At 70.7% G+C, this 25321-nt stretch carries 31 protein-coding genes and 3 tRNA genes; 19 read left to right on the plus strand and 15 right to left on the minus strand.

Annotated elements, in window-relative coordinates; all coding sequences use genetic code 11:
- The first annotated feature begins 106 nt into the window (after nt 1-106).
- Nucleotides 107-1213, plus strand: coding sequence for a cyclophane-forming radical SAM peptide maturase AmcB (gene amcB, locus J2S42_RS22960; protein ID WP_307248948.1), 1107 nt, complete (start codon nt 107-109; stop codon nt 1211-1213).
- Entirely contained in the window at nt 1179-1418 is a 240-nt protein-coding gene (gene amcA / locus J2S42_RS22965; protein ID WP_307242284.1) for a multiple cyclophane-containing RiPP AmcA, read from the plus strand. Before amcB ends, amcA begins: the two co-directional genes overlap by 35 nt.
- A gap of 198 nt (nt 1419-1616) precedes the next feature.
- On the opposite strand, the gene J2S42_RS22970 is transcribed toward amcA, so the two are convergent.
- The gene (locus J2S42_RS22970; RefSeq protein WP_306836176.1) at nt 1617-1841 is read right to left on the minus strand and encodes a DUF3073 domain-containing protein; all 225 of its coding nucleotides are present in this window, start codon (nt 1839-1841) and stop codon (nt 1617-1619) included.
- Nucleotides 1842-1980: 139 nt separating this feature from the next.
- A complete protein-coding gene (locus J2S42_RS22975) occupies nt 1981-3075 on the minus strand; it encodes a Glu/Leu/Phe/Val family dehydrogenase (RefSeq protein ID WP_307242286.1) in 1095 nt (364 codons plus the stop codon).
- A 164-nt stretch (nt 3076-3239) separates the two neighbouring features.
- On the opposite strand from J2S42_RS22975, the gene J2S42_RS22980 reads away from it, so the two are divergent.
- From J2S42_RS22980 to J2S42_RS23000, 5 genes are all read left to right on the plus strand, one after another.
- Nucleotides 3240-4082, plus strand: a complete 843-nt coding sequence (locus tag J2S42_RS22980) for a DUF8083 family protein (protein ID WP_307242288.1) — start codon at nt 3240-3242, stop codon at nt 4080-4082.
- 379 nt (nt 4083-4461) lie between these two features.
- Entirely contained in the window at nt 4462-4671 is a 210-nt protein-coding gene (locus tag J2S42_RS22985) for a BldC family transcriptional regulator (RefSeq protein ID WP_033343489.1), read from the plus strand.
- Between the two features lie 234 nt (nt 4672-4905).
- Nucleotides 4906-5646 (plus strand): class I SAM-dependent methyltransferase, encoded by a 741-nt coding sequence (locus J2S42_RS22990; protein ID WP_307248950.1) that lies wholly within the window; start codon nt 4906-4908, stop codon nt 5644-5646.
- A gap of 79 nt (nt 5647-5725) precedes the next feature.
- Nucleotides 5726-6283 (plus strand): hypothetical protein, encoded by a 558-nt coding sequence (locus tag J2S42_RS22995; protein WP_307248952.1) that lies wholly within the window; start codon nt 5726-5728, stop codon nt 6281-6283.
- The gene (locus J2S42_RS23000) at nt 6280-7563 is read left to right on the plus strand and encodes a PrsW family intramembrane metalloprotease (protein ID WP_307242292.1); all 1284 of its coding nucleotides are present in this window, start codon (nt 6280-6282) and stop codon (nt 7561-7563) included. Before J2S42_RS22995 ends, J2S42_RS23000 begins: the two co-directional genes overlap by 4 nt.
- Before the next feature lie 44 nt (nt 7564-7607).
- On the opposite strand, the gene J2S42_RS23005 is transcribed toward J2S42_RS23000, so the two are convergent.
- The 3 genes from J2S42_RS23005 to J2S42_RS23015 form a co-directional block, all read right to left on the minus strand.
- Nucleotides 7608-7856 carry a hypothetical protein gene (locus tag J2S42_RS23005; protein WP_306836165.1) on the minus strand — a complete coding sequence of 83 codons (249 nt, stop codon included), beginning with the start codon at nt 7854-7856 and terminating at the stop codon, nt 7608-7610.
- A gap of 168 nt (nt 7857-8024) precedes the next feature.
- Nucleotides 8025-8582 (minus strand): hypothetical protein, encoded by a 558-nt coding sequence (locus J2S42_RS23010; protein ID WP_307242294.1) that lies wholly within the window; start codon nt 8580-8582, stop codon nt 8025-8027.
- 125 nt (nt 8583-8707) lie between these two features.
- Complete coding sequence (locus J2S42_RS23015; protein WP_307242296.1) at nt 8708-10039, minus strand: ABC transporter substrate-binding protein; 1332 nt, start codon at nt 10037-10039, stop codon at nt 8708-8710.
- A gap of 119 nt (nt 10040-10158) precedes the next feature.
- Between J2S42_RS23015 and J2S42_RS23020 the strand changes: the two genes are divergently transcribed.
- The 5 genes from J2S42_RS23020 to J2S42_RS23040 all read left to right on the plus strand — a co-directional run bounded on the left by J2S42_RS23020 (nt 10159) and on the right by J2S42_RS23040 (nt 13014).
- Complete coding sequence (locus tag J2S42_RS23020; RefSeq protein ID WP_307242298.1) at nt 10159-10560, plus strand: hotdog fold thioesterase; 402 nt, start codon at nt 10159-10161, stop codon at nt 10558-10560.
- A gap of 98 nt (nt 10561-10658) precedes the next feature.
- Nucleotides 10659-11048, plus strand: a complete 390-nt coding sequence (locus J2S42_RS23025; protein WP_306836156.1) for a hypothetical protein — start codon at nt 10659-10661, stop codon at nt 11046-11048.
- Between the two features lie 3 nt (nt 11049-11051).
- On the plus strand, nt 11052-11735 hold the full coding sequence (locus J2S42_RS23030; protein WP_307242299.1) for a DUF2786 domain-containing protein: 684 nt from the start codon (nt 11052-11054) through the stop codon (nt 11733-11735).
- Nucleotides 11736-11944: 209 nt separating this feature from the next.
- Nucleotides 11945-12484: a hypothetical protein gene (locus J2S42_RS23035; protein WP_307242301.1), complete on the plus strand. Its 540-nt coding sequence runs from the start codon at nt 11945-11947 to the stop codon at nt 12482-12484.
- Between the two features lie 8 nt (nt 12485-12492).
- The gene (locus tag J2S42_RS23040; protein WP_307242302.1) at nt 12493-13014 is read left to right on the plus strand and encodes a hypothetical protein; all 522 of its coding nucleotides are present in this window, start codon (nt 12493-12495) and stop codon (nt 13012-13014) included.
- A 25-nt stretch (nt 13015-13039) separates the two neighbouring features.
- Here the strand turns inward: J2S42_RS23040 and J2S42_RS23045 are convergent, their stop codons facing one another.
- The 7 genes from J2S42_RS23045 to J2S42_RS23075 all read right to left on the minus strand — a co-directional run bounded on the left by J2S42_RS23045 (nt 13040) and on the right by J2S42_RS23075 (nt 17620).
- Entirely contained in the window at nt 13040-13246 is a 207-nt protein-coding gene (locus J2S42_RS23045) for a hypothetical protein (protein ID WP_307242304.1), read from the minus strand.
- A gap of 55 nt (nt 13247-13301) precedes the next feature.
- Entirely contained in the window at nt 13302-13490 is a 189-nt protein-coding gene (locus J2S42_RS23050) for a hypothetical protein (protein ID WP_307242305.1), read from the minus strand.
- Between the two features lie 96 nt (nt 13491-13586).
- Nucleotides 13587-13970, minus strand: coding sequence for an ATP-binding protein (locus J2S42_RS23055; protein ID WP_307242307.1), 384 nt, complete (start codon nt 13968-13970; stop codon nt 13587-13589).
- On the minus strand, nt 13963-14790 hold the full coding sequence (locus J2S42_RS23060) for a PP2C family protein-serine/threonine phosphatase (protein ID WP_307242309.1): 828 nt from the start codon (nt 14788-14790) through the stop codon (nt 13963-13965). The genes J2S42_RS23055 and J2S42_RS23060 overlap by 8 nt, the downstream gene beginning before the upstream one ends.
- On the minus strand, nt 14787-15101 hold the full coding sequence (locus tag J2S42_RS23065) for an STAS domain-containing protein (protein ID WP_307242311.1): 315 nt from the start codon (nt 15099-15101) through the stop codon (nt 14787-14789). Before J2S42_RS23065 ends, J2S42_RS23060 begins: the two co-directional genes overlap by 4 nt.
- Nucleotides 15102-15365: 264 nt before the next feature.
- Nucleotides 15366-16700: a cryptochrome/photolyase family protein gene (locus J2S42_RS23070; protein ID WP_307242313.1), complete on the minus strand. Its 1335-nt coding sequence runs from the start codon at nt 16698-16700 to the stop codon at nt 15366-15368.
- Nucleotides 16697-17620: a phytoene/squalene synthase family protein gene (locus J2S42_RS23075; RefSeq protein WP_307242315.1), complete on the minus strand. Its 924-nt coding sequence runs from the start codon at nt 17618-17620 to the stop codon at nt 16697-16699. The genes J2S42_RS23070 and J2S42_RS23075 overlap by 4 nt, the downstream gene beginning before the upstream one ends.
- Before the next feature lie 84 nt (nt 17621-17704).
- Between J2S42_RS23075 and J2S42_RS23080 the strand changes: the two genes are divergently transcribed.
- The 4 genes from J2S42_RS23080 to J2S42_RS23095 are packed head-to-tail and all read left to right on the plus strand — an operon-like array spanning nt 17705 to nt 21942.
- Nucleotides 17705-18844 carry a polyprenyl synthetase family protein gene (locus tag J2S42_RS23080; protein ID WP_370879222.1) on the plus strand — a complete coding sequence of 380 codons (1140 nt, stop codon included), beginning with the start codon at nt 17705-17707 and terminating at the stop codon, nt 18842-18844.
- Between the two features lie 29 nt (nt 18845-18873).
- Nucleotides 18874-20358 (plus strand): phytoene desaturase family protein, encoded by a 1485-nt coding sequence (gene crtI / locus J2S42_RS23085; protein ID WP_307242318.1) that lies wholly within the window; start codon nt 18874-18876, stop codon nt 20356-20358.
- Complete coding sequence (gene idi / locus J2S42_RS23090) at nt 20355-20945, plus strand: isopentenyl-diphosphate Delta-isomerase (protein ID WP_307242320.1); 591 nt, start codon at nt 20355-20357, stop codon at nt 20943-20945. The genes crtI and idi overlap by 4 nt, the downstream gene beginning before the upstream one ends.
- Complete coding sequence (locus J2S42_RS23095) at nt 20935-21942, plus strand: MerR family transcriptional regulator (RefSeq protein ID WP_307242321.1); 1008 nt, start codon at nt 20935-20937, stop codon at nt 21940-21942. The genes idi and J2S42_RS23095 overlap by 11 nt, the downstream gene beginning before the upstream one ends.
- Here J2S42_RS23095 and J2S42_RS23100 read toward each other — a convergent pair.
- Nucleotides 21892-23133, minus strand: coding sequence for an EAL and HDOD domain-containing protein (locus J2S42_RS23100; RefSeq protein WP_307242323.1), 1242 nt, complete (start codon nt 23131-23133; stop codon nt 21892-21894). The genes J2S42_RS23095 and J2S42_RS23100 overlap by 51 nt on opposite strands.
- Before the next feature lie 189 nt (nt 23134-23322).
- Here J2S42_RS23100 and J2S42_RS23105 point away from each other — a divergent pair.
- The 3 genes from J2S42_RS23105 (at nt 23323) to J2S42_RS23115 (ending at nt 23653) form a co-directional block, all read left to right on the plus strand.
- Nucleotides 23323-23395, plus strand: a tRNA-Glu gene (locus J2S42_RS23105).
- Between the two features lie 67 nt (nt 23396-23462).
- A tRNA-Asp gene (locus tag J2S42_RS23110) sits at nt 23463-23539 on the plus strand.
- Between the two features lie 40 nt (nt 23540-23579).
- A tRNA-Phe gene (locus J2S42_RS23115) sits at nt 23580-23653 on the plus strand.
- A 111-nt stretch (nt 23654-23764) separates the two neighbouring features.
- Here the strand turns inward: J2S42_RS23115 and J2S42_RS23120 are convergent.
- Together J2S42_RS23120 and J2S42_RS23125 are read right to left on the minus strand one after the other, a co-directional pair.
- Nucleotides 23765-25036, minus strand: a complete 1272-nt coding sequence (locus J2S42_RS23120; protein WP_307242324.1) for a tyrosine-type recombinase/integrase — start codon at nt 25034-25036, stop codon at nt 23765-23767.
- A 10-nt stretch (nt 25037-25046) separates the two neighbouring features.
- Nucleotides 25047-25256 carry a helix-turn-helix domain-containing protein gene (locus J2S42_RS23125; RefSeq protein WP_307242326.1) on the minus strand — a complete coding sequence of 70 codons (210 nt, stop codon included), beginning with the start codon at nt 25254-25256 and terminating at the stop codon, nt 25047-25049.
- Nucleotides 25257-25321 lie beyond the last annotated feature (65 nt).

Genomic DNA, 25321 nt, shown 5'->3' on the forward strand with positions numbered 1-25321 from the left:
CGGGGGCTTCACCCGGCTGGACCTCGCCGCCTAGCCTGAAATGGCAGAACCCGCAGTTCACCTGAGCGTGCGGGCCGGTGGAGGAGGTGCGGTGGCCGATTCGGGGATGCGCGGCATCGCCACCGTCCCGTCGTATGTGGTGATGCAGCCGACGACCCTTTGCAATCTCGACTGCACCTATTGCTACCTGCCCTTCCGTGCGATCGACAAGCGCATGCCGGTCGCGGTCGCTGAGGCGGTGGCGGAGCCGGTCAACCGGTGGGCGCGGGACACCCGCTTCTCCGTCGTCTGGCACGGCGGGGAGCCGCTCGCGGCCGGGCGGGATGCGCTGGCCGCGCTGATGGCGCCGTTCGGCGCCGAGGTCGAGCATCATGTGCAGACGAACGCGACGCTGATCGACGACGCCTGGTGCGAGTTTTTCACCGCGCACGACATGCGGGTCAGCGTGAGCGTGGACGGTCCGCGCGAGCGTAACGGCGAGCGGGTCACCCGCGGTGGCCGCCCGGCGTACGACCGGATCGCCCGCGGCATCGAGACGCTGCGTCGGCACGGCATTCCGTACTCGGCGCTCTGCGTGGTCGGTGAACCGTTTCCCGGCATGGCCACTGAGCTCTACGACTACTTTCTCGCGCTGGGCTGCGACGTGCTCGGCATCAACGTCGAGGAGCAGGAGGGGGTGAACGCGCGCGACAACGGCTTCCCGGCGGCGGCCGTCACCGCGTTCTGGGCGGAGCTGGTCGCGGCCTGGCGCCGCGATCCACGCATCCACCTGCGGGAGATCGAGCTGTCGCTGCGGTACGCCGCGGCGGTGCTGGACGGCACCGCGGGCGCGCTGCTGCCGCGCCGGCTGGACCCGATTCCCACCGTCGCGTACGACGGCTCGGTCGTGCTGCTCTCGCCGGAACTGGCGGGCTTCTCCGATCCGCGGTACGGCGACTTCGCCAGCGGCAACGTGCTCGAGCGCGGGCTCGACCACATTCTCGCGGACGCGACGTCGACGCCGTGGATCGGCGAATTTCTCGCGGGCGTGGAGGCATGCCGTGCCCGATGTCCGTACTTCGACTTCTGCGGTGGCGCGCACGCGGCCAACCGATACTTCGAGCACGGGCGTTTCGACGGTACGGAGACGAACCACTGCCGCAACAGCAAGATCCGCTTACTGGAGGGAGTGCTGCACCATGCCCGAGATCACCAACGCTCGGCAGCCGGATGACGCCGCCGAGTCGGGGAACGACTCGGTGGCCGAGCGGGTGCGGAGCGCAGGTGCCGGACTGACCGCGCTGCTCGACGAGGCCGCGGAGGCACGCTCACGCCGCGCGGAGACAGTCGGTGGCGACGGCTCCAGCGCGGTCTGCGCGTGGAACCACTTCGAGAACATCCCGACCTTCTACAACTGGAACAATCGCCCTCCCCGTTGACCGAGCACGCGAGACCGGCGGATCGTCGCAGGGACACTGCGACGATCCGCCGGTCTCGGCGTATGCGCACCTTGACGATGACGTCGACTGCTGCTGAACACGCGCAGGCAGCATCGCGGCGAGGGGTGTGGACACATCCTCAGGCGATGCGGACATGCGTGAGCACGCGGGGGGCCGCGTGCTCAGATTGCCCAGCAGTCAGGAGCGACGCCGCGGCGACGACCACGAATCCGTGTCGTCGTCTACGGTGTCGTCCTCGTCGTCATCGTCGAGGCGTTCATTGTGCTCGTCGTCGAAGTCGTGTTCCGACCTCGAACCGCCGGTAAGCTCCCGCTGCAAGGCGGCGAGGTCGGTGTTCGGGGAGTGATACTTCAACTCCCGCGCCACCTTCGTCTGCTTGGCCTTGGCTCGGCCGCGCCCCATGGCTCGACCCCCTCGCACAGAATTCGGGGCAGCCCGAAGGCGGGCCCCGATGACGTCAGGCATCTCTCGTGGCTCTTACGGTACATGGGCGAGGCGACGTTCGGCACCTCGGGTAGCGCACGTTGCCCCTCGCGCGTCGCTAAAAGGCCCGGCGCGGCAGAAGAATCCCCCGAAGCCGCCCGACTTCGGCCATTCTGCGCTCGGCCAGCCGGTCCGCGGCCACCGCCGGCGGCACGCCGTCCGACTCCGCGAGCCGGAGGATCTCCTTCGTAGTGTCGTAGATCTTGCTCGCCCGGAGCTTCGCGCGCTCGAAGTTGAAGCCCTCGATCTCGTCCGCGACCTGAATCACGCCGCCCGCGTTCACGAGGTAGTCCGGCGCGTACAGGATGCCGCGCTCCTCCAGCAGCTTCTCCACGCCCGGGTGGGCCAGCTGGTTGTTCGCGGCGCCGACCACCACCTTCGCGCGCAGCCGTGGCACCGAGTCGTCGTTCAGCGCGCCGCCCAGCGCGCACGGCGCGTAGACGTCGATGTCGGACGTGATCAGCGCGTCCGTGTCGTCGACCAGGTCGATCTGCGGGTACGTGGACCGCGCCCACGCCCGCGAGGCCTCGCTGACGTCCGTGGCGACCACCGACGCGCCGTCCTCGATCAGGTGCCCCACCAGGTACTTGCCGACCTTGCCCAGCCCGGCCACGCCGATCCGGCGCCCGGACAGCGACGGGCTGCCCCAGACGTGCTCGGCCGCGGCCCGCATACCCTGGAAGACGCCCCAGGCGGTGAGGATGGACGAGTCACCCGCGCCGCCGTGCTCGACGCTGCGCCCGGTCACGAACCGCGTCTCGCGCGCGATCACGTCCATGTCCGGCACGTACGTGCCGACGTCGCATGCGGTGTAGTAGCGGCCGCCCAGCGACTCGATGAACCGGCCGTACGCGCGCAGCAGTGCCTCGCTCTTCAGCTGCTCCGGGTCGCCCCAGATGACGGCCTTGCCGCCGCCGAGGTCCAGACCGGCGAGCGCGTTCTTGTACGCCATCGCACGTGAGAGGTTGAGCACATCCTCGACCGCGGACTGCTCGTCCGGATAGGGGAAGAAGCGGGTGCCGCCGAGCGCGGGGCCCAGCGCGGTCGAGTAGATGCCGATGACGGCCTTGAGCCCGGACTGCCTGTCCTGGCAGAAGACGACCTGCTCGTGACCGGCCAATCCCTGGTCGTCGTCATTGGCGAAGAAGGACATGTCTGCTCCTCTGGCGTAGCGGGGGCCCTTGTGGGGCGAGTGTGCGGGCGGATTGTCGTCGCCCACAGAGAAACCCTAGGACTTCGGCGTTGGAGTGGGCGATAAGTACCGTGATCGGAGATGCTGTGGGCGAGCCCTTCACCGCGGCGTGGAAGGATCGGGCCGTGTCGTCACTGTTCGCGTCGTACCTCCGGGTCTACGAGCCCCTGACCGCTTTCGACCGGGAACGTCAGCTGTTCTGGCGGCGGTACGCGCGGGAGGGCCGGGCGGTCGCCACCGGCGACGGCCCCGGGCGGCAGCGCACCGCGGTGCTCTCCGCGCTCGGCGCCGGCTGGACCCGCCTGCCCGACCTGCCGGACGAGGCGTACGTCCTGGAGGACGACGACACCATCCTGGTCTGCCCGTGGAACCTCAGGCTGCGGGTCGCCGAGGCCGCGCTCTCCGCCCGGGACGGCGTGCCGTCCGTGCTCGCCGACGCGTTCGTGCCGCCGATCCTGGCCGGTCAGGCGAAGGCCGTGGTGGACGACGCGCGCACCGGGGCCCGCGTGCTGGAGGAAGGCGTGCCGCGCGTGCACGAGCAGGCCTCCACCTGGGGCGTACCGCTGCGCTGGTTCGTGTTCGTGGACCAGTCCGAGCGCGAGTTGGTGACCGGGCCGGGCAACCGCCGGAGCCTGCGCTTCCGCACCGAGATCTCGAAGGCCCGCCGCCGTGCCCACCGGGGCGTCTCGGTGCTGCGCAAGAGCGTGGGGGACGCGCCGATCACCGAGGCGGTCGAGGAGGGCGCGCGCTGGCTGGAGGAGTTCCACCCGCGCTCGGTGGTGGAGCTGGACTACGCCGGCCTGGTGGATCTGCTGCCGGACGACGAGCTGGAGGCCGACGACTCGCCGGCGCTCGTGGCGGCCGGTCTTGCCGGGCTGGCCAACGGCGACGCGGAGGGCGCCACCGAGGCCTACGAGAAGCTCGTCGCCCGCTGGCGTGCCGTGCAGCTCCTGGAGCGATGTAACTAAACGCGATCATCGCGACGGCCGCGGGGCGTGACCATTCGCCCACCCGCGGTCGTCGTTTTGCTATGGCCTTCCTCGATCGGCTGTCGCCTGCTCGATTTGTCATGCAAATGGCGCACATTGCGGGTCGAATCGGACCGTGGACGCGCTCCCATGATGGGCTAGGCTCGTACTTGGTCAGATACGAAGCGTGACTAAGCGTCCAAATAAGTAGGTTTCTGGCGTAGAAAATCGCAATAAATCGGTCATGGCTCATCCGTCCATCCAGGGACGTTAGTCCGTTCGGCCCATGTCGGACATCGGGGACTAGCCGGACCATGAAAGACGCGTCGGCCGGCGGGACCCCGGCCGATGTCTTTAGGTACCTGTGGAGGAGTGACCGATGGCATCGCGTACGCACGAACCAGAGCCGCTACTCACGCCGGCCGAGGTCGCGTCGATGTTCCGTGTCGACCCGAAGACCGTGACCCGGTGGGCGAAGGCGGGCAAGCTCAGCGCAATACGCACGCTGGGCGGCCACCGTCGCTACCGTGAGTCTGAGGTTCGCGCCCTGCTGCAGGGGCAGATCCCCACGCAGCGCCAGGGTGACTGACGGACCGCTCTTCATGACCCGCCGGTAGTGCCAGGGCGGAGGGAATCACGGTCATCCGTGTGCTCCTCCGCCTTCGCTCTGTCTGTGGGCCGTGTCCGACCTTATATACGCAGCCGGGCGACCGACGGCTCAACGCGCGGCGGCCGGAAACGGTGTCCGCCATCTGACAGGCTTCGGGGCGTGGACAACCAACAGCTCGTACCTCGCCCGCGCGTCGGTGACGTCTTCGGCGAGATGCTGCGGGACGCCTACGCGATCCGCACCGGCATCGGGCCCCGCCCGCTGGCCGGCGGCCGGGTGCCGCGCCCGGTCATCGAGATCATCGAACGCGAGGACGGCCTGATCAACGGCGCGCCCGCGGATCACTACCTGGCCGAGCCGGACGAGTGGCAGCCGCACGACCACCGCGCGCTGGCTCAGGTCCGGGGCCGGGTGCTGGACATCGGCACCGGCGGCGGCCGGATCGCGCTGGCACTGCAGGAGTCCGGCGTGGACGTGACCGGGCTGGACGTCTCACCCGGCGCGATCGCGGTGTGCCGCCGGCGGGGAGTGCGCGACACCGTGCTGGCCACGGTCGACGAGCACGCGCGCGACGGCCGCCGCTACGACACGTTCCTGCTGCTCGGCAACAATCTCGGGCTGATCGAGGGGCGCCACCGGGCGCCCGGTTTCCTGGCCGCGCTGGCCGAGATGGCCGCGCCCGGCGCCCGGCTGATCGCGCACGGCACCGACCCGTACGGCACCACGGATCCGGTGCACGTCGGCTATCACGAGCTCAACCGGTCGCGCGGACGGCTCGGCGGGCAGCTGCGGTTGCGGCTGCGCTACCGGGAGATCACCACGGACTGGTTCGACTACCTGGTCTGTTCCGTGGACGAGCTGCGTGGGCTCGTCGAGGGGACACGCTGGCGGCTCACCGATGTGGACGATGCGGACCGGCCCTATTACCTCGCCACGCTGACCCTGGACGGCTGAACGCGCGTCGGTCACTCGGACTATCCGTGAGAAGAAGGCCACGAATCGTCACCGCAACCGTTAGCGTCTATGTGTGGGGATGTGGCGTCGGCTGCTGCGGAACGGGCTCGGCAGCGGCGTCATCGTGCTCGTGCTCGGGTTGCTCGCGTTCGGCCTGCCCGCGCTGGACCGGTCACTGGACTCCACACAGGCGCTTCCGGACGGCGTGCCCTACGCGGTGGGCGGCGGCGTCACCGTGATTCCGCCGCCAGGCGCGCTGCTGGACGTGACGAAGACCCGCCCGTCCGACGACCGCGGCACCGTGCTCTTCCTGGTCGGCCCGATCCGGTACGCGGTGGTGGTGCAGCCCTTCGAGGGCGGCCTGCCGGACGCGGCGGACAAGCTGCGCCGCAAGATCGCCGCCAACCGGGGCTATCAGGTGGTCGGGCGCGAGGCCAGTATCGCCACCGCGGACGGGCAGCTCCTCGGGCTGGCCGGCGGCTACAGCGCACCGGGCCGCGGCGGCCGGTACGCGGTCTTCCTGGCCGGCGAACGCTCCATCGAGGTCACGGTCAGCGGCACCGACCCGGAACTGTCCGCCGCCCGCCAGGCCATCGACGCCTCGACACGATCCATAACGTTCCGGGGTACGGAGTGAGCGAGGTACTGCCGGCACCGGAGGCGCCGCGCCGCGGACCGTTGCTGCTGCCCGCGTTCTGGGTGCTGGCGCTGCTGCTCGCGGTCGGCGCGGTACGGATGGCCGTGTTCCTGCGCGAGTCGATCACGACCTACCCGGTCGCCACCGTGGTCGCGGTCGTGCTGTTCGCGCTCTACGCCGTACCCTTCTGGATCTTCGTGGGTGGTCTGGACTTCCTGGAACGGGAGCCGCCCACGCTGCTGGCCACCGCCTTCGCCTGGGGCGCGCTGGTGGCGACCGCGGTGGCGATCCCCGGTTCCGGCGCGCTGCACAACGTGCTGGCCAAGCTGGTCTCGCCGGAGTTCGCCGCGTCCTGGGGCGCCGCGATCGCCGGGTCGACCGTCGAGGAGATCGTCAAGGTGCTCGGCGTCCTCGCCATCGTGCTGGTCGCGGCCGGGCAGGTGAACAGCCCGCTGGACGGCGCGGTCTACGGCGCGATGGTCGGGCTCGGCTTCCAGGTCGCGGAGGACGTGGTCTACGCGGTCAACGCGGTCGCGGTGGAGGGCCAGGGCGACCGGGTGTCGCCGGTCGTGGTCACGTTCTTCCTGCGCGGCTTCCTGGCCGGGCTGTGGAGCCACACGCTGTTCGGCGCGCTCGCCGGGGTCGGCGTCGGCTACCTGGTGGTGCGCACCGACCGGCCGCTGTCCCGCCGGGCCGGGATCGCGCTGCTCGCGTTCGCCGGCTCGTGGGCCTGCCACTTCCTGTGGAACACGCCGATATTGCTGGACGGGCCGGTCGAGGGCGCGCTCGGCGTGCTGCTGATCCTGGTCATCAAGGGCATTCCACCGCTGCTGCTGATCGCGTACGTGGTGCGCGCCGCGCACGGCCGGGAGGCCGACTACTACGTGTCGCTGCTGGCGGATCTGCACGACCCGGAGATCGCCACCGAGGCGGAGCTGCGCGCGCTCGGCTCCGGCACCCGGCGTGCGGCCGCGCGCGGCTGTGCCCACGACCGGGCGGGGATCCGGGGCCGGCGCGCGGTGCGCCGGTTGCAGCAGGCACAGGCACGCCTGGCGGTGTCGCTGAGCCGGGCGAACGGTGACGGCGAGACCGCGGACGTGGCGCGCTGGAAACGCGAGGTACGCGTGCAGCGGGCCCGGTTGCGGCGGCTGCGGCACCCGGAGGCGCGGGCCCCGGAGGAACTCGGCGGCACCCTGCGCGGCCTCTTCACCGCGACCGGCGCGGTCGGCCTGATGATGATGGTCGTCTGGGCGGCCATCGCGGCCCTGGGCGGCAGATAGGCCCATGCCCGCGCGGGCATGGGCCTATCGACGGTCCGGAGACGTCACACGGTGGGCGGGTGGCCGCCGTCGCCGTCGACGACGGTGTCCGGCGTGCCGTCCTCGTCCAGGTCCACCATGGTGATGTCGACCTTGCCGTCGTGGTCGGTGTCGAACTGGAAGAGGTCGGCCTTGCCGTCCCCGTCGGTGTCGGCCACCCAGACGTCGGGCCGGCCGTCGCCGTCGGTGTCGGCGGCGAGCAGGTCGACCCGGTCGTCGCCGCGCGTCTCGACGGTCTCTTGCGGCTCGGTCATGGCGGGCATCCTTCCCGAAGGCGTTCGAGGGGCGCTGAAATCGTGGTGCAGCGCTGGTTCACCGTAGGGCCGATCGCGCGTCTCGCGCGACCCGCGTGCGGAGAAAGCCACGCGGGCCGTCTACTACCCACCTTCGGCGCCCGCCAGTCTTTCCGGCCGAGGGGTTGATCAGCCAGCGGCGTACGGGTTGACCGGGGTGTTCGGCGCGATCGGGACCGCGACCTCGTCGGCGTTGCCGTCGAAGTCGGTGTCGCGGACCGTGTAGTCCACGGAACCGTCGTAGTCCTCGTCGACCTCGACCTCGTCCGGCGAGCCGTCGCCGTTGTTGTCGCTCATGAAGACATCCGCGATGCCGTCGGCGTTGGTGTCCTGGACACCGGCGTCGATCACGCCGTCGCCGTCGACGTCGTACAGCGCGGTGTCGATCCGGCCGTCGCCGTCGCTGTCCGCGGAGATGACGTCCGCGACGCCGTCGCTGTCGAGGTCCGACACGACCAGGTCGGCGAAGCCGTCGCCGTTGCCGTCCAGGTAGACGTTGGTGGCGCCGTCCAGCGTCTGCTCGACCAGCAGGACGCTCTCGTCCTCGGTGTAGTCGGTGTCGATCGGAGCGGCGGCCGCCGGGTCGTCCAGACCGGTCTCGTTGAGGCCGGAGTCGTTGAGGCCGAGACCCTCGTCGGTCGTGTCGGCCGGGATGGTGGTGTCGTCGGCGGTGAAGTCGCTGCTCATGTCCGTGATATCCCTTCGCGGCTACTCAAGTTCGCTGCACCTCGCGGTTGCTGAGATGAAACTTACGAGGTGGAGCCGCGTAGGGACATCCCGGAAATGTGCCAGGCCCGCCTTGGCCGAACGGCTCAGTGCTTGAACTCGACGCCCGCGGACTGTAGCGCCTTGATCACGTCAGCGGACTCGGCGAATCCGATCAGTACCAGCGCGTCCGGTTTGAACTTCTTGACCTCTTCCGCCCCGCCGGCGAAGTCGACCGTCTCGGCCTCGTGGTCGTAGGTCAGCGCGAGCATGTTCTCCGCCGCGACCCCCGAGCGGTCCAGCGCGGCCCGCAGGTTCTCCTCGAGGCCGCTGCCGTACTCGTCGTCGCGCGCCACGATCGCGATCCGCTCCGGCCCGTCCCGCAGGATCACGTCGCCGAGCGCGGCACCCTGCATGACGTCCGGCGGTGCGGTGCGGAAGTAGAGACCGCCGTCGTCCGCGCCGGTCAGGCTCGCGGCCGTGTTGGACGGCGAGAACAGGATCAGCCCGGCCGCCTTGACCTGCGGCAGCACGGCGGTGGAGACGCCGGACGCGCCCGCGCCCAGGATCACGTGCACGCCGGCCGCGATGTGCGAGGCGACGGTCGCCTTGGCCACCTCCGGGTCGGTGCCGTCGTCGCCCTCGACGAACGCCACGTCCTCGCCGAGCACGCCACCGGCCGCGTTGACCTCGCGGATCGCCAGCGCCGCACCGGCTGCCATCGGCGGGTAGGCCAGCTTCAGGTCACCGGTCTTCGGCAGCAGGCCGCCGATCTTCAGCGGCGCTCCGGACGCGGCCGCGCCGGACGGGCGTGCGCCGGGCGGTGCCGACCTGGTGGAGGCCTGCGTCTCGTCCCCGGCGTTGACGAACTCCATCTTTCCGTCGTCCAGTTGGTCCTGGTCGTCGAAGTGGAGCGTGGCGAAACTGGCCACGGACGGCTCGCCGACGTCGGTGAAGCCGCCGGAGCGCATCGAGACGCCGCGGTACACCAGGTCGGTGCCGGCCGCGGCGAGCGCGAGGCAGGTCTTCGCGGTGTCGCACGGCGTGCCGCCGCTGGTGACGCCGATCAGCTGGGCGGCGATCGCGGCCGGTGCGGTCGACCCGGCGAGTTCCGCCGCGATCGCGCTCATCACCACCGCGTCGTAGGTCTCTCCGGAGTAGACGTAGTCGCCGAGCTCCGGATTGACGCTCTTGAGCCGGTTCTTGAAGTCATCGGTCAGCGGGGCGAGCGGCGTGGTGCCCTTCATTCCGCGCAGCGCCCCGGGCTGATCGAACTCGTCACCGAAGGAACTGATCATGTTACCGTCTGTGCCGTACAGCTGGATCGGCCCGCCGGTCTCGTCGCCCCCCGAGGATCCCTCGGTCGAACCGCACGCCGTCCCTCCCGCTAACAGAGCCGCGCAGGCAGCGGCGATGACCGTGCCACGTCGGATGCGCATATGGAGTTCCCCCTCCCAAGGTCGCCGTGGGGCACATTAGCGCGCTTTGAACGCTTTGCCGATGACGGTGAGGGCACAATCCAACCCGGCGGTAACGTCACCGAAGGTAAGGGTCCGAAATGGTTGATCTTGTCGATGTGTCCGGCGAACCGGGTGATCTTGTACGCCTGATGGGGATCACAATCGCAGAGGTGTCCGCCGATCGCGTCACCGGCACCATGCGCGTCGCCGGGAACACCCAGCCATATGGCCTGCTCCATGGCGGGGCGTCGTGTGTGCTGGCCGAGACGCTGGGCTCGCTCGGCGCTCAGGCGCACGGGGTGTCGGTCGGCCGGCCGGCCGCCGTAGGGGTGGATATCAATGCCACCCACCACAAAGCGGTACGCGCGGGCATCGTCACCGGCGTCGATACCCCGATCTTCCGGGGTATGTCCATAGCGACTTATGAGATCATAATCACGGACCAGGTCGGTGACCGTGTGTGTACGGCCCGTATCACTTGCCAGCTGCGTCGTCCCTGATAGCCGCAGTTGCGCATCTTTGAGGGTTACTTAAGTAAATGTGCCTTCCTGGGGCATCCCGTCCCGCACCCTTGACGGTCCGGCATAGGCTTCCGGACGTGACGGACCTTCCATCGGAGTCGCTCGACGACGCGGCGCAGGTGCTTCACCTCGCGCTCGCGGGTGACAGCGATGCGGTCGTCGGCACGTTCGATGCCGTGGTCGACCGGGACGGTGTGGAGGGGGCCTACAACCTGGCCTGGTGCCTTGCCGCCGCGATGGTCGGCGTCGATGTCCCTGCCGGAGCGTGGACATTGGACTTCCCCGGCATCGACCAGGCGGACTATGACGCGCGCTGGGTGGCCCGATTCGTCAGTGCGTATGCGAACTCGGACATGCCGACCGGCGAGGCGCTCTTCGGTGCCGCGCTCGCCGACGGGCAGCTGCCGGACTGTCTGCTGACGCTGGCCGGTTCCGCGGTCGCCACGCTGAAGCGGCGTGCCGCCTGACCCATGTCCGACCAGATCCTCGCTAAGGTCCGCAAGCTGCTGGCGAAGGCCGAAGACCCGGCGTGCACACCGGCCGAGGCCGAGGCGTTCACGGCCAAGGCGGCCGACCTGATCGCGAAGTACGGCGTCGACCGCGCGCTGCTGGCCGCGCGTGAGCCCGGCACCGACCTGGTCGGCGACCGCGTGGTGGTGCTGCACCCGCCGTACGCGCTGGACAAGGCCGGTCTGCTCGCGGGCGTGGCCGGTGCGCTGCGCTGCCGCACGGTCCGCCGCCGGGAGGGCGACGCCTGGGCCATGCACCTCTTCGGGTTCGGCAGCGACCTGGAGCGCGCCGAACTGCTCTACACCTCGCTGCTGGTGCAGGCCGCGCACGGGATGGCGGCCGCGCCGGTCCCGCCGTGGGAGAACACGGCCGCGTTCCGGCGCTCCTGGCTGGCCGGGTTCAGCGCCGCGATCGCCGGCCGGTTACGCCAGGCGGAGGCGTCCGCCGCGGCTCAGGCCGGCACGTCCACCGACCTGGTGCTGGTGGACCGGTCGCACCGGGTCGAGGCGCGGGTGTCCGAGATCTATCCGCAGCTGCGCACCGCGAGCCGCCGTCGGCTGGCCGGTGGCGGCATGCGCCAGGGCTACGCGGCCGGGACCCGGGCCGACCTCGGCGGCGTCTCGTCGATCGCGGACAGGCGCTAGCGCAGTCCGCGGCTGTTTTCCGGGGATTCGCGGGATTTACGTCGTTCAGGGTCGGTCGAACGCTCACGCCTGCGGGCCGTCCGGCGCGTAGGGAAAGACATTGATTGTCCGGTTGGACCGGTTTCCTTAGGGTCCTCAGTATGTCCGTCAAGAGAGAATTGCGGGCATAGCAAGTCCGGACTTGATCTTTCGACGGGGGATGCGGAGACGTGCCTGCCAACGTGTACCGCCGCATGGTGGACAGCCGGGTCTGGCAGGAACAGCGCCTGCCGGCCGTGGTTCTCGCGGCAACCGGCCTGATGGCGATGATCGGCATGGGCAGCGTCGCGGTTGCCGCGTCCGGCTGGTCCACCATCAGCGAGGTCAGCGTGGACGGCGTGACCATGACGCCGGGCGAGGGTGCGCCCCGGATCGGTGTGGCCGTGCACACCAGCGGCTCGCCCGGCGCGGTCCCGATCGCGACGGCGGCCGTCTCGGCCGCGCCCGGAGCGACCGGGACGCCGGCACCGTCCGCGCCCGCCACCGCCACGCCGCCGGTCGAGGCCTCGCCCACCGCCGTGCCGGTCACCCCGTCCGCGCCCGCCGGCTCGCCGGATCCGGTGCCCGCGGCGCCGCCCGGCCCGGCCCCGGCCGACGAAGCCGCTCCGGTCGCCACGGAGGTGACCTCGGTGGCGCCGACGCCCACGCCCGCCGCGCCGTCGTTGGAGAGCGCGGGCACGCCATCGAGCACGCCGGCCGTCACTCCATAGGAGTCGTCATGGGTAACACCGACAAGCGGGTGGCGCTGGTAGCGGTCGGCCTGGCCGTCGCGGCCGTGCTGACCGGGGGCATCGCCTACGCCGCGTTCAACACCACGGTCTCCAGCGGGTCGATCACCGGTTCCGCGCAGAGCCTCCGCCCGCTGGAGGTCGGCACGCCCGCGACCGACTACGCGGGTGAGGAGACCGGGCTCTGGCCCGGTGACAAGCACGCGGCCGACATCGTCATTCCGGTGCGCAACGACAACGAGATCGCGGTCCAGGTGTCGAACACCAGCATCAGCAACGCGGAGTTGCGATTCACGGACGACGACGTGCAGGAGGCGTGCGGCCGCTTCCTGAGCGCGGACGTGCCGGTCTCGATCACGGACGGCACCGAGTACGACCGGGTCGTCATCCCGGCCGGCGCGGACCGCACCATCCGCCTGCTCGGTGCCGTGGCGCTGCGTGGCGACGCCGGTGACCGGTGCCAGGGTGCGCCGTTCACCAGCAGCTGGCGGGTCAAGGCGACCTCGCTCTGACCGGCCGGCGTGCGGCGCCGGCCGGTCAGTCGAGGAGGCCGCCGAGCTTGCTGGGTACGGAGAGGACCCACTTCGCGCCGCGGTCGGCGTAGGTGCCGAGCGGGCCGGGGGTGTTGCTGGCCAGCGCCCCGAGCACGGCGACCAGGACGACGGCCAGCCACAGGCGGCCCTTCAGGTTGGCGATCACCGCGAGCAGCGCTACGACGACGATCACCGCGATTGCAGAGGCCATGCCCCTTTTTACCCTTTTTTCAGCATTTAAGGGCGGGTCTCGCGGCGGGTTCGGGTCATCCGGTGACGGCGAGCGTCGCATGCGGCGTCGATGCGGCCGGAACGATCGTGGCCGGGGCCGGCAGCGCGCCGGGCGGCATGGACCCGAGGGCGGGGTCGCGTACGGCGTCGGTGTGCGGCGGCGCGGCGGAGCCGGCGGCGTGGATCTCGGGGGCGACGAAGTCCGGCGGAATGGGCTGGGTCATGGCGAGCTCCCTGGATGCGGTCCGAGCGGCGATCCGTACCACCAGTGTCCACTGCGCACTGTGATCAAGGGAGGGTTTTCCGGATGAACCGCCTGATCAGGCGGGGGTCAGGTGGGCCAGCAGGGTGACCGAGGTGCCCGACCCGCCGGAGTGTACGAGCAGCGAGTCGGAACCATTCCGGGCCAGCCACATGCCCCGGCCGGAGGCTACGTCCGGCGGCGGGCAGTGGATCTCCCCGCTCAGTCCGCCGGCGCCGTCGTCCGTGATCCGGCAGTACAGCGCGGACCCGGACCGCCACAGCTCCAGCCGTCCGCTGCCGCCGCCGTGCCGGACCGCGTTCACCGCGACCTCGTGCACCGCCACCACGAACCGGTAGAGCACCACGCCGTGCAGCCCGGCCCGCGCGGCGTGCCGGTGCACCACGCGGCGCAGCGCCGGCAGGCCGCTGAGCGTGAAGTCGGTCCGCAACGGCTCAGCCATCGCCGATCACACCCGAGGTCAGCAACCGGACCGCCAGGATGCAGGTGTCGTCCTCCGGGTTGGCCGGTGGCAGCTGTCCGAGCAGGTCGCTGAGCGGTGCCGGGCCGCGCGCCGCGGAAATCCGGCCGAGCGTCTCGACCACCGGCGCCAGACCCTCGGCGAGACTGTGCCGGCGGTGCTCGACCAGGCCGTCCGTGTAGAAGACCAGCAGGTCGTGCGCGTCCAGCGCGGTGACGGCGGTGCCGTAGCAGGGGTCGCGGAACACACCCAGCAGCGGGCCGGCCGGACGGTCCAGCTCGACCGTGCGGCCGTCCCGGGCGTGCAGCGGCGCGGGGTGGCCGGCCTGGGCCCAGGTCATCGTGCCGGTCGCGGCGTCCCACCGGGCCACGACCGCGGTCACGGTCCGGGTCTCCGCACCGGCCGCGAGCAGCACGCGGTTGAGGTGGGCGAGAAGCTCGGCGGGCGCGGTGGTGGTCGTGATCAGCAGGGTGGCCAGCGCGTGCCGTACCTGGGCCATGGTGGCGGCCGCACCGAGCCCGTGCCCGGCGACGTCGCCGACCGCGAGCACCACCGAGCCGTCCGGCGCCTCGGTCGCGTGGAACCAGTCGCCGCCGACCCGGTTCGCGTGCTCGGCCGGCAGGTACCGCACCGCGACCCGCAGCGCGCCGAGGTCGACCGGCGCGGCCGGGATCGGGAGCAGGATGTGCTGCAGCCCGGCGGCCAGTCGATGCTCCGCGGCCAGCCGCGACTCGACCTCCGCGAGCCGGTCGTGCCACCCCGGTGGCGGAGGACCGGCGAATTCGCTCGCGAGTTCGCTCATGGGGCCAGGCCGAACGCGGCGAGCAGGCCGGTCATCCGTAGCTGGTCGTGCACCTTCGGGCTGGGATGCTCGACCCGGAACTCCGCATGCCGGGCGTGCGCCAGCTTCATCACGTTGACCAGCACGCCGATGCCCGAGCTGTCCAGGAACGTGACCGCGGACAGGTCGACCCGGACCGCGGGCGGGCGGCGCGCGTCGACCTCGACACGGATCGTGTCCAGGACACCGGCTGCGTTACTGAAGTCGATCTCCCCGGCGAGCGTGACACCGAGCGTCCGTCCCGAGTCCGCCGACACCGATACCGGTTCCATCCCGAACCTCCCCACCCGACCTGGACATTCTCCTCTCGGTACGGCGCTGTGGCGGTCACACGAAAGACGGATCGCCGAATCCCTTAGCCACCCGGCCTGGCTACCGATACAGACGGCACGGCAAGACGGGAGCGCGACGGACGGGCAGGGCTGGTGCCCGTGACCGTCGATCCACCGCCCCGCCGGCACCGCACGCGGAACCCCCCTTGTCTGCGAGCGGTGCTATCCAGGGCGCCGGTCCCGACGGGGACCGGCGCCCTTTCGTCATCTGAGCCAGACGGCTTCGTCGCCATGGGACTCGAGCGGTGGTGGGTAGCCGAGCTTCGGGAAGCCGTCGAGGCGCCACGGCAGGTGTACGTCCGCGCCCTGGATCTTGGCTAACTCGGGGACGTAGCGGCGGACGTAGTCGCCCTCCGGGTCGTACCGCTGGGCCTGTCTGATGGGGTTGAAGCGGCGGTGCGGGCGGGTGTCGTTGCCGGTCCCGGCCACCCACTGCCAGTTGCCGGAGTTGTTCGGCACGTCGCCGTCGATCAGCCACCGGAAGAACCAGTCCTGCCCGGCCCGCCAGTCGAGGCGCAGGTGCTTGGTGAGCAGCGCGGCGGTGATCAGGCGAGCGCGGTTGTGCATCCAGCCCTCGGCCATCAGCTGCCGCATGCCGGCGTCGACGATCGGCACGCCGGTGTGCCCGGTCTGCCACGCCTCCAGCGCGTGCGCGTCGTCGTACCGCCAGTTCCCGTCGCCGGCCGGGCGTATCGGCTGCCGGGCGATGTCCTGGAAACCGGCCGTGACCTGGTAGTAGAAGTCCCGCCAGCAGAGCTGGCGGACGAACGCCGCGGCACCGGGGCCGCCGTGCTTGCGGGCCGCGTTCGCGACCGCGAGCGGGGACAGGCAACCGAACCGGAGGTACGCGGAGAGCCGCGAGGTGTCGTCGTCCGCCATCGCGTCGTGCTGGTCGTCGTACGCGTCGATGTGCCGCAGCCAGGTCGTCAACCGGCGGCGGGCCTCGGTCTCGCCACCCGCGGCCGCGTCCGGCGACTCGCCCGCCGGCGGCTCCGGCAGCGCGATGCCGAGCTTCTCCGCACCGGGCGGCAGACTGATCGTGTGTGGCGTGGCCACCTCGTCCCGCCAGGTCGCGGCCTCCCAGGCCCGGAAGTACGGGGAGAAGACGCGGTAGTGACCGCCGCCGCCACCGGGCCGGACCGCGCCGGGCGGCAGCACGGTCACGCCGGGGAACAGGCGCAGCGACATCCGGTGCCGCTCCGCCTCCGCGCGCAGCCGGTCCTGCCGCCGGGCGGCGAAGCGGGTCACGTCGTGGGAGAGCGCGATGCCGTCCGCCCCCACCGCCCGCGCCACCGCGATCGTCTCGGCCACCGTGTCGCCGCGCCGCACGACCAGGTCCGCGCCGCGTCGCTTCAGCCCGTCGCGCAGGTCGGCGAGGGCCTGGTGGAGGAAACGGTCACGGTTGGCGGACCGGCCGAGCAGCGCCGGGTCCAGCACGAACAGCGGCACCACGTGCTCCGCGTTCGCGCAGCCGGCCGCGAGCGCGGGCTGGTCGTGCAGCCGCAGGTCACGGGTGAAGAGGACGACGGCGGTCCTCATGCCAGGATCGCGTCGCGGTCGAGCCGTGGACCGGGCAGCGGCACCGGACTGCCGGTGGCGGTCAGCAGCGCGCGGCCGGCGACCGCGGCTCGGCGCCGGTTCGGCACGGTGGCGCGGCGCTCGAAGACGTCGTACCGGGCGGCCGCGACCTCGTCCAGGATGCCGCCGTAGAGCAGGTACGCGGTGCGGATGCAGGCCTGCGACGCCGGCGCGAGCATGGTGACGCCGGCCGCCGCGGCCGCGTAGTGCTCCTGCGCGCGGGCCGTCTCGAACTCGATCAGCGCAGCTACCTCGGGCGTGGTGGATCCGCGTTCCTTGCACGCCTGAAGGTCGTCCACGGTCAGCCCGAACCGGGCCAGATCGGCCTCCGGCAGGTAGACGCGGCCGCGGTCCAGGTCCTCGGACACGTCCCGGACGAAGTTCGTCAGCTGGAACGCGAAGCCGAGCTGGCGGGCCGGTTCGCGCGCGGCGGCCACGTCGTCGGTGCCGAGGATCGGCAGCATCATCGTGCCGATCACGGCCGCCGAGCCCTCCATGTACTCCAGCAGGTCGTCGTAGGTCGGGTAGCGGGTGACCGTCAGGTCCATCGCCATGCTGCGCAGGAACGAGTCGAAGTCCGCCAGGTCCAGGCCGAAGACCGCGATCGTGTGCAGCACCGCGGGCAGCAGCGGGTCGTCCACCGGCTCGCCGCGCAGCCCGGCCAGGAACCGCTCGGACCACTCGTTCAGCAGCTCGGCCCGGCGTTGCGGCGGCAGGCTCTCGGTGCGGTCGACTATCTCGTCCGCGTGCCGGGTGAACCCGTAGAGCGCGTGCACATGACGGCGCTTCCAGGCGGGTAGGAGCCGGGTCGCCAGGTAGTAGGTGCGGCCGTGCTCCCGGTGCAGTGCGCGGCAGCGTGCGTAACTGTCCGCCAGGTCCATGCCCGCTCCTCAGATTCGAAACTCGTTGTGCTGAAATCGACTCAGCAATCGACGCAACTCCGATCGTAGAGTACCGTCCGGGGGGTGGCCAACGACACGCTCGCTCCATACGCGCTGGGTAAGCCGCCCGTCCCCACTCAGGATCAAGCAGATGAACCCCCGGTACACACCATGCCGTTGAATTTGATCGAGGCGGTCGAGGGCACGCTCGCCGACTTCCTCGCCCGGGAGATCGCCTCGCTGGACGAGATCGATCCGGCGCTCGGCGGTTTCGCCCGTGCCGCACGTGACAGCGTGCTGGCCGGCGGAAAGCGGCTGCGCCCGGTTTTCGCCTACTGGGGCTGGCGCGGCGTGATGGGCATGGAGCCGCGCGCCGACGCGGTGCTGCCCGCGCTCGCCGCGCTGGAACTGCTGCACACGTTCGCGCTGGTGCACGACGACGTGATGGATGCCTCGGACACCCGGCGTGGCCGCCCGACGGTGCACCGGGTCTTCGAGGCGCAGCACGTCGCGGCCGGCCGGCGCGGCGAGCCCGCCCGCTTCGGCGAGGCCTCGGCCGTGCTGATCGGCGACCTCTGCCTGGTCTGGGCGGACCGCCTGCTCGGCACCGCGGACGTGGACGCCGACGTGCTGCTGGCCACCCGCCGCTGCTACGACCAGATGCGAATAGAAGCCGTCGCCGGCCAGTACCTGGACGTGCTCGGCGAGTCGGAGCCGGGCAGCTGGTCGGTGGCACGGGCGCTGAAGGTGGCCCGGCACAAGACCGCCGGTTACACCGTGCTCCGTCCGCTCCACTTCGGACTTACACTGGCCGGGATGCCCTTCGCCGGGCGGACCCGGGCCGTGACGGACGCCTACAGCGGCTACGGTCTGGCCGTCGGCGAGGCGTTCCAGCTGCGTGACGACCTGCTCGGTGTCTACGGGGAGCCCTCGGTCACCGGCAAGCCGGCCGGCGATGACCTGGTCGCCGGCAAGCCGACCGCACTGCTGATGCTGGCGCGCGAGATGGCGTCCACGGCTCAGCTCGCCGAGCTGGACGGCGCCGCGGACGTGACACGCAAGGCCCAGGTCGTGGCGGAGACCGGTGCACCTGAACGAGTGGAAAAGATGATCGAGGAGCGGGTGGCGGTGGCGCTGCATGCGTTGCGCCGCGCGCCGATCGACGACGCGGCCCGCGAGATCCTGACCGGGCTGGCGGTCACCGCCACCCAGCGCCAGGCATGATAATCAAGCAGCAGAACGGAAGGGCACGAATGCGTACGGTGAGCGGGGCCACTGATCACGTGGTGGTCGTCGGCGCGGGGCTGGGCGGTCTCGCGGCAGCGCTGCACCTCGCGGGCGCGGGCCGCCGGGTGACCATTGTCGAGCGCGAGCCGGTCCCGGGCGGCCGGGCCGGGCGGCTGGACGTCGGCGGTTACACGTTCGACACCGGGCCGACCGTGCTCACCATGCCGGAGCTGATCGCCGAGCCGCTGGCCGCGGTCGGCGAGGAGCTGTCCGACTGGATGGAACTCACGCCGCTCGACCCGGCGTACCGCGCGTTCTACCCGGACGGCTCGCAGCTGGACGTGATCGCGGACACGGTACGGATGGCCGCCGAGATCTCCCGGGTCTGCGGGCCGCGCGAGGCGGACGGATACCTGCGCTTCGTCGACTTCGCCCGCAACCTGTGGGACCTGGAGCGGAACGACTTCATCGACCGCAACCTCGACTCACCGCGCGACCTGGTCAACCTCGGCATGCTGAAGCTGCTCGGCTCCGGCGCGATGCGGCGGCTGCAACCCAAGGTCAACCAGTTCCTCAAGGACCCGCGTACCCAGCGCGTCTTCTCGTTCCAGGCGATGTACGCCGGGATGTCGCCGCACGACGCGCTGGCCATCTACGCGGTCATCGCGTACCTGGACTCGGTGGCCGGCGTCTACTTCCCCAAGGGCGGCATCCACGCGGTCCCGCGCGGCATGGCGGCGGCGGCCGAGAAACACGGGGTGGAGATCCGGTACAACACCACGGTGTCCCGGGTGGAGACGGTGAACGGCCGGGCCACCGCGGTGATCACCGCGGACGGCGAGCGGATCGCGGCGGACGCGTTCGTGCTCAACCCGGATCTGCCGGTCGCCTACCGGGACCTGCTGCCGGACCGTCCCTACCGCCGGCGGCTGCGGTACTCGCCGTCCTGCGTGGTGCTGCACGTCGGCTCGGACCGCGCCTACTCCAAGATCGCGCATCACAACATCCACTTCGGGCGGAGCTGGCGCGGCACGTTCGACGAGGTGATCCGGCGCGGAGAGCTGATGACCGACCCGTCGCTGCTGGTCTGCAACCCGAGCATGGACGATCCGTCGGCGGCGCCCGAGGGTAAGCAGAGCTACTACATCCTGGCCCCGGTGCCGAACCTGGAGCGCGGCCCGCTGGACTGGCGGGGCGGGCTGGGCGACCGGTACGCGGACCAGCTGCTCGGCACGCTGGAGGAGCGCGGCTACATCGGCTTCCGGGACGGCGTGGAGGTACTGCGTACGATCACGCCCGCGGACTGGGCGGACCAGGGCATGGCGGCCGGCACCCCGTTCGCGGCCGCGCACAACCTGATGCAGACCGGCCCGTTCCGGCCGCACAACCTGCATCCGTCGATAGGCAACGTCGTGTTCGCCGGTTCGGGCACGCAGCCGGGCGTCGGGGTACCGATGGTGTTGATCTCTGGAAAGCTGGCCGCCGCGCGCATCACCGGGAGCACTGCATGACCGCACGTGAGGAACATCTCGTCGAGCTCTGCGGGGAGGACGGGACCCCGCAGGGCAGCACCACGGTCGCGGCCGCCCACGTCGCACCGGGCCGGCTGCACCGCGCTTTCTCGGTGCTGCTGGTGGACGACGACGGCCGGATCCTGCTCCAGCAGCGCGCCGCCGTGAAGACGCGCTTCCCGCTGCGCTGGGCGAACGCGTGCTGCGGTCACCCTGAGCCGGGCGAGTCGCTGTCCGTGTCGGCGAACCGGCGGCTCGGCGAGGAGCTGGGCGTGGCGCCGCTGCCGTTGACCGAGATCGGCGTGCACCTGTACTACGCGGAGGACCCGGCGACCGGGCGGGTCGAGCACGAGTACGACCACGTGCTGCTCGGCCGTCTCCCGGCCGGTGCCGCGATCGCGCCGGACCCGGACGAGGTCGCGGAACTGCGCTGGGTCGCGCCGGCGGACCTGCGCGCCGAGCTGGTCGACGGGCGCCCGTTCGCGCCCTGGTTCGACGGAGTGATCAAGCACCTGTTCGCGCTCGTCGACGCCGGTGACCCGGCCGGGGCGCCGATACCAGCCGCGGAGCGGTCGGGTGGGCGATGACGGCCTGACGGCGGGGGCGGTCGCGCGACGACTCGGCATCGCGGTCACCACGCTGCGCACCTGGCATCAGCGGTACGGGCTCGGGCCGAGCCGGCACGAGAGCGGACGGCACCGGCGGTACACCGAGGAGGATCTGGCGCGGCTGGAGGTGATGCGACGGCTGACGGCCGAGGGCGTGCCGGCCGCGGAGGCGGCCCGGTTCGCGTCGCGCGCGCCGGTGTCCGAGGGCACCGGCGGTGGCACTCCGAGCTCGCCGTCGCAGATGGTGCACGTATCGCCGGAAGATCTTGATCTTGATCTTGATCTAGAGGTTCGGCACGGCGGCGGGCACTCAATCGCTCTCGGTTACGCCGCGCCCGCGGCACGCGGGCTGGCGACCGCGGCCATGCGGCTCGACGCGCCCGCCATGCGTGAACTGATCACTCAGTCCATCGCCGAGGTGGGTGTGATCCAGGCCTGGACCGACCTGCTGGTCCCGGTGCTCATCGGGGTCGGCGAGCGGTACGCCGCGACCGGCCGGTACATCGAGGTCGAGCACCTGCTGTCCCGGTCCGTGTCCGAGGCGCTGGGCGCGGTCACCCGGCCGGTTGCCTACGGAGTGTCACCGCAGGTGCTGCTCGCCTGTGCCGACGAGGAGCAGCACAGCCTGCCGCTGGAGGCGCTCGCGGCCGCGCTCGCCGAACGCGGCGCTGCCTGCCGGCTGCTCGGCGCGCGCGTCCCGTCCGCCGCGCTCGCGGACGCGGTCAACCGCACCGGGCCGCTCGCCGTGGTGCTTTGGTCGCAGCTGCCGGCGACCGGCGACCCGGCCCAGTTGCACGCCCTGATGTCCGGCGTGCGGCACGCGATGCTGCTGATCGCGGCCGGGCCCGGCTGGCGACGGGACGGGCTGCCGGCCGGCACCGTCGCCCCGAACTCGCTCGACGACGCGGTCGAGCTGGTCCTGCCGCTACTCGCGCGGACCGGAGCCGGCGTAGAGCGCGTCGATCGCGTTGGTTGACCAGCCCGCCGCCGCCAGGAACGTGGTGGTCAGCCGATTCGGATCGATGCCGGTCGCCCGGATCGAGTCGAGGTCGCCGCTCTCGTAGGCACGCACGGCCTGGAGCACCCGCCCCAGGCCGCCGGCCTGATCGGCCAGCGCCGCCGACACCTCGGTGGAGAGCGGCAGCTGCCCGGCGAGTTCGTCCGACGGTACGTCGATCAGGTCGGCCACCCGGTCCAGCAGCCCGACCGTGAACGCCGCGTCCATCGGCTGGTCCAGCTCCGCCGCCACCAGCTGGCACATGCGGGCCCGGGAAAGCGCGGCGTCCACCGGCCCTTCGGTCGAGTCGAAGACGTCGCTGAGCGCCATCAGCGCCACCCACTGGCGCACCTGTGCGATCCCGAGCATCATGACCGCCTCGTGCACCGAGGAGACCCGGTTCGTGACACCGGCCGCCACCGAGTTGCTGGCTCGCAGCAGCCGGAACGACAGCGCCGGGTCCTGGGTGACCAACGACACGATCTCGTTGATCTCCACGTCCTGCTTGAGCAGCGCGGCCATCAGCTGGATCCGGCTGAACTTGGACGGCGACAGCGCCTGTGCGGACAGCACCTGCGGCCGGCCCAGCAGGTATCCCTGGAACAGCCCGCAGCCCAGCTCCTCGGCCAGCGCCAGGTGCTCCTGGTTCTCCACCTTCTCGGCCAGGAGCGTGATCTCCGGGTACGCCCGGCAGGCCGCCGCGATCCGCCGGCACTCGTCCGGTTCCGTGTTCAGGATGTCGATCTTCACGTAGTCGGCCAGCCCCATCAGCCGCTCGTGCCCGGTGTCCAGCAGGAAGTCGTCGAGCGCGATCGCGTACCCCTGTTCCCGCCGGCGCTGTACGCCCGCGATCAGCTCCTCGTCGACCACGATCGTCTCCAGCACCTCCAGGACCGCCTGCCCCGGCCCGAACGGCAGCGGCAGTTCGTCGGTGAGGAACTCCCTGGTCATGTTGATGAAGCAGAGCCGGTCCCCGGCGATCTCCGCCAGCCCGAACTCGGTGAACGCGTTCACGATGACCTGGCTGGTCGCGAAGCTCCCGGAGACCCCCATGCCGCCGCGGAACAGAAGCTCGTAGCCCACCAGGCGCCGATCGGCCGACCAGATCGGCTGGCGCCCGACATGCACGGACTGCGCGATATCGCCGTCCGCCCCGGGCTCGTCGCTCATAGTGAGCATTCTGCCTGTCTCGCCTCCGTTTTTCGGGATAATTCGGGCAGCTGCGCCGCGCGGGGATACTGATTTGGAGGCGGCGCCGGGCATGACATATGCTTCTCATGCCTCCGGCGGGGCCGGTGAGAGCAAGACACCGCAGTCGACGCAAACGTTCTGCAGAGCGTGTGCGAAGATAGCGGAGCCGCCCTCATCGTCTAGTGGCCCAGGACGCCGCCCTTTCAAGGCGGTAGCACGGGTTCGAATCCCGTTGGGGGCACAGCACCGGCCGAGCCGGGGCACTGTAAGGTAAGACCGGTAAGACGAGCAAGGCGCAAGACAAGCAAGGTCCTGTGGAGCAGTCGGAGTGCTCGCCGCCCTGTCAAGGCGGAGGTCGCGGGTTCAAGTCCCGTCAGGACCGCCACGCAGCAATCGCCGTGCGAAAGCGCGGCGTTCTGCGTTACGGCCAGGTAGCTCAGTTGGTACGAGCGTCCGACTGAAAATCGGAAGGTCGGCGGTTCGACCCCGCCCCTGGCCACATAGCCTTTCGCCGGGCTATTGAGCGCCGACCAGCCACTTTGCCGGTCGGCGCCCTTTCGTTTCCAGCTAGATCACGCGGTTAGTGGATCTTGTGGTCTCAGTTCCGGTCTCATTCCTCCTTTTCGGGCTCATCCTCGGTGCTTTTGGGCTCATCCTCGGTGCCCCAGAGCAGCCCGCCGACCTGACCGGCGATTCCGTTCAGCACCTCAGCTGGTACGTGTTGGTAGCGCCCGGCCATGCTCGCGTTCGACCACCCCATGACGTCCATCACGGCGCGGGTCGGCACCTTCAAGACCAGCAACATCGTTGCGGCAGTGTGCCGGGCGTCGTGCAGCCGCGCCGCGCGAACCTTGGCCGCCTTGAGCAGGTCGCGCCATTCCTCGTAGTCGGCACGCGGGTCGAGCGGCTTGCCGGTCAACTGAGCAAACACCCAGTCCTCGTCGTGCCACAGGTCCCCGGCCGCCGCGCGTTCGGCATCCTGAGCCGCTTTGTGCGCGATCAGCGCTCGCATGAGCGGTTGAGGAACGCCTACGACGCGGCGGCCTGCCCGCGACTTGGTGTCGACGATCGCCAGGCCACCACCGTGGCGCTGAGGACAGTCCGCGCCACGCTTCTTGCCGCAGTCTCCCGAACACCCGTGGCGCCATGTGTGCCGCTGTAGGGCGCGCCGAATGGTCAGCGTGCTTGACTCCTCGTTGACGTCGCGCCATTGGAGTCCTAGCGCCTCGCCCTGGCGTAGGCCAATGGATAGCGCAATGGCGTAGCGCACTCCGTTTCGGCGCTTTGCCGCTACGGCGAGAACGCGTTGCGCTTCTACGACGGTGAGTGGTTCGATTTCCTCCTCCTGTAAGCGCGGTGGCTTCGCCACCAAGACGGGATTCTTGACGATCTGCCCACGGCGGACGGCCTCATTCAGGGCGGCCCGCAAAGTGCGGTGAGTGTGGTGCACGGTTCCCGGCTTCAGATTGCGGGAACGCATCGCCGCGTACAGCTTCTCGATGTGCTCCGGTTGAAGGCGATCGGTGCGGTGGCCTCCGAGCCCGGGAATGAGATGCCGCCGGACCGCAGTCTGATATCCGGCGTAGGTCTTGGGACGTACGCTCCCGGCCGCGATGTTCTCCAGCCAGTGATCTAGCCACTTCTCGACGGTCCAGGCCCGGCCGGGCCGTTTGGTCCGACCGGCGTCACGGTCCTTCTCCAGGTCGCGAACCTTGCGGGTGACCTCCGCTTCCGTCTTCGCGGACACATGCCGGCGGTCCGGGCGTCCGTCGTCGCGGACGCCCATCGTGACCCGGCCGTGCCAGCGCCCGTCGCTGCCTTGATAGATGCTGGCCGCCATGTTCGGGGCACGCGTGCCCTCAGAGCGCTTCTTGCGAGGCATTCAGTTCCTTTCAGGCCGCATTCGGCACGTGGGTGGGATTGGTGAGGAGTCGGTTCAGGTATTCGTCGAGGCAGCGGACGGGAACGCGGCGAAGCCGACCGATGGTGACGGATTCAACCTCGCCGCTGGAAACGAGCGCGTACATGAGGGTCCGGCCGATTCCGAGCCGCTTGGCGGCCTGGTCAACCGTCAACGTGATGGGCGTGGTGTCCGGGTGCATGCCGTCTCTCCCCGTGGTTGGTGCTGAGGGATGTGTTCTAGGCGCCCACGGCAATAGAGGCGGCC

The organism is Catenuloplanes indicus (assembly GCF_030813715.1).
Taxonomy (GTDB): Bacteria; Actinomycetota; Actinomycetes; order Mycobacteriales; family Micromonosporaceae; genus Catenuloplanes; species Catenuloplanes indicus.

Coding starts and splice junctions, on each gene's coding strand:
- amcB (WP_307248948.1), top strand. CDS start 107: ATGCGCGGCATCGCCACCGTCCCGTCGTATGTGGTGATGCAGCCGACG.
- amcA (WP_307242284.1), top strand. CDS start 1,179: ATGCCCGAGATCACCAACGCTCGGCAGCCGGATGACGCCGCCGAGTCG.
- J2S42_RS22970 (WP_306836176.1), bottom strand. CDS start 1,841: ATGGGGCGCGGCCGAGCCAAGGCCAAGCAGACGAAGGTGGCGCGGGAG.
- J2S42_RS22975 (WP_307242286.1), bottom strand. CDS start 3,075: ATGTCCTTCTTCGCCAATGACGACGACCAGGGATTGGCCGGTCACGAG.
- J2S42_RS22985 (WP_033343489.1), top strand. CDS start 4,462: ATGGCATCGCGTACGCACGAACCAGAGCCGCTACTCACGCCGGCCGAG.
- J2S42_RS22990 (WP_307248950.1), top strand. CDS start 4,906: ATGCTGCGGGACGCCTACGCGATCCGCACCGGCATCGGGCCCCGCCCG.
- J2S42_RS22995 (WP_307248952.1), top strand. CDS start 5,726: ATGTGGCGTCGGCTGCTGCGGAACGGGCTCGGCAGCGGCGTCATCGTG.
- J2S42_RS23005 (WP_306836165.1), bottom strand. CDS start 7,856: ATGACCGAGCCGCAAGAGACCGTCGAGACGCGCGGCGACGACCGGGTC.
- J2S42_RS23010 (WP_307242294.1), bottom strand. CDS start 8,582: ATGAGCAGCGACTTCACCGCCGACGACACCACCATCCCGGCCGACACG.
- J2S42_RS23015 (WP_307242296.1), bottom strand. CDS start 10,039: ATGCGCATCCGACGTGGCACGGTCATCGCCGCTGCCTGCGCGGCTCTG.
- J2S42_RS23020 (WP_307242298.1), top strand. CDS start 10,159: ATGGTTGATCTTGTCGATGTGTCCGGCGAACCGGGTGATCTTGTACGC.
- J2S42_RS23030 (WP_307242299.1), top strand. CDS start 11,052: ATGTCCGACCAGATCCTCGCTAAGGTCCGCAAGCTGCTGGCGAAGGCC.
- J2S42_RS23040 (WP_307242302.1), top strand. CDS start 12,493: ATGGGTAACACCGACAAGCGGGTGGCGCTGGTAGCGGTCGGCCTGGCC.
- J2S42_RS23045 (WP_307242304.1), bottom strand. CDS start 13,246: ATGGCCTCTGCAATCGCGGTGATCGTCGTCGTAGCGCTGCTCGCGGTG.
- J2S42_RS23050 (WP_307242305.1), bottom strand. CDS start 13,490: ATGACCCAGCCCATTCCGCCGGACTTCGTCGCCCCCGAGATCCACGCC.
- J2S42_RS23055 (WP_307242307.1), bottom strand. CDS start 13,970: ATGGCTGAGCCGTTGCGGACCGACTTCACGCTCAGCGGCCTGCCGGCG.
- J2S42_RS23060 (WP_307242309.1), bottom strand. CDS start 14,790: ATGAGCGAACTCGCGAGCGAATTCGCCGGTCCTCCGCCACCGGGGTGG.
- J2S42_RS23065 (WP_307242311.1), bottom strand. CDS start 15,101: ATGGAACCGGTATCGGTGTCGGCGGACTCGGGACGGACGCTCGGTGTC.
- J2S42_RS23070 (WP_307242313.1), bottom strand. CDS start 16,700: ATGAGGACCGCCGTCGTCCTCTTCACCCGTGACCTGCGGCTGCACGAC.
- J2S42_RS23075 (WP_307242315.1), bottom strand. CDS start 17,620: ATGGACCTGGCGGACAGTTACGCACGCTGCCGCGCACTGCACCGGGAG.
- crtI (WP_307242318.1), top strand. CDS start 18,874: ATGCGTACGGTGAGCGGGGCCACTGATCACGTGGTGGTCGTCGGCGCG.
- idi (WP_307242320.1), top strand. CDS start 20,355: ATGACCGCACGTGAGGAACATCTCGTCGAGCTCTGCGGGGAGGACGGG.
- J2S42_RS23100 (WP_307242323.1), bottom strand. CDS start 23,133: ATGAGCGACGAGCCCGGGGCGGACGGCGATATCGCGCAGTCCGTGCAT.
- J2S42_RS23120 (WP_307242324.1), bottom strand. CDS start 25,036: ATGCCTCGCAAGAAGCGCTCTGAGGGCACGCGTGCCCCGAACATGGCG.
- J2S42_RS23125 (WP_307242326.1), bottom strand. CDS start 25,256: ATGCACCCGGACACCACGCCCATCACGTTGACGGTTGACCAGGCCGCC.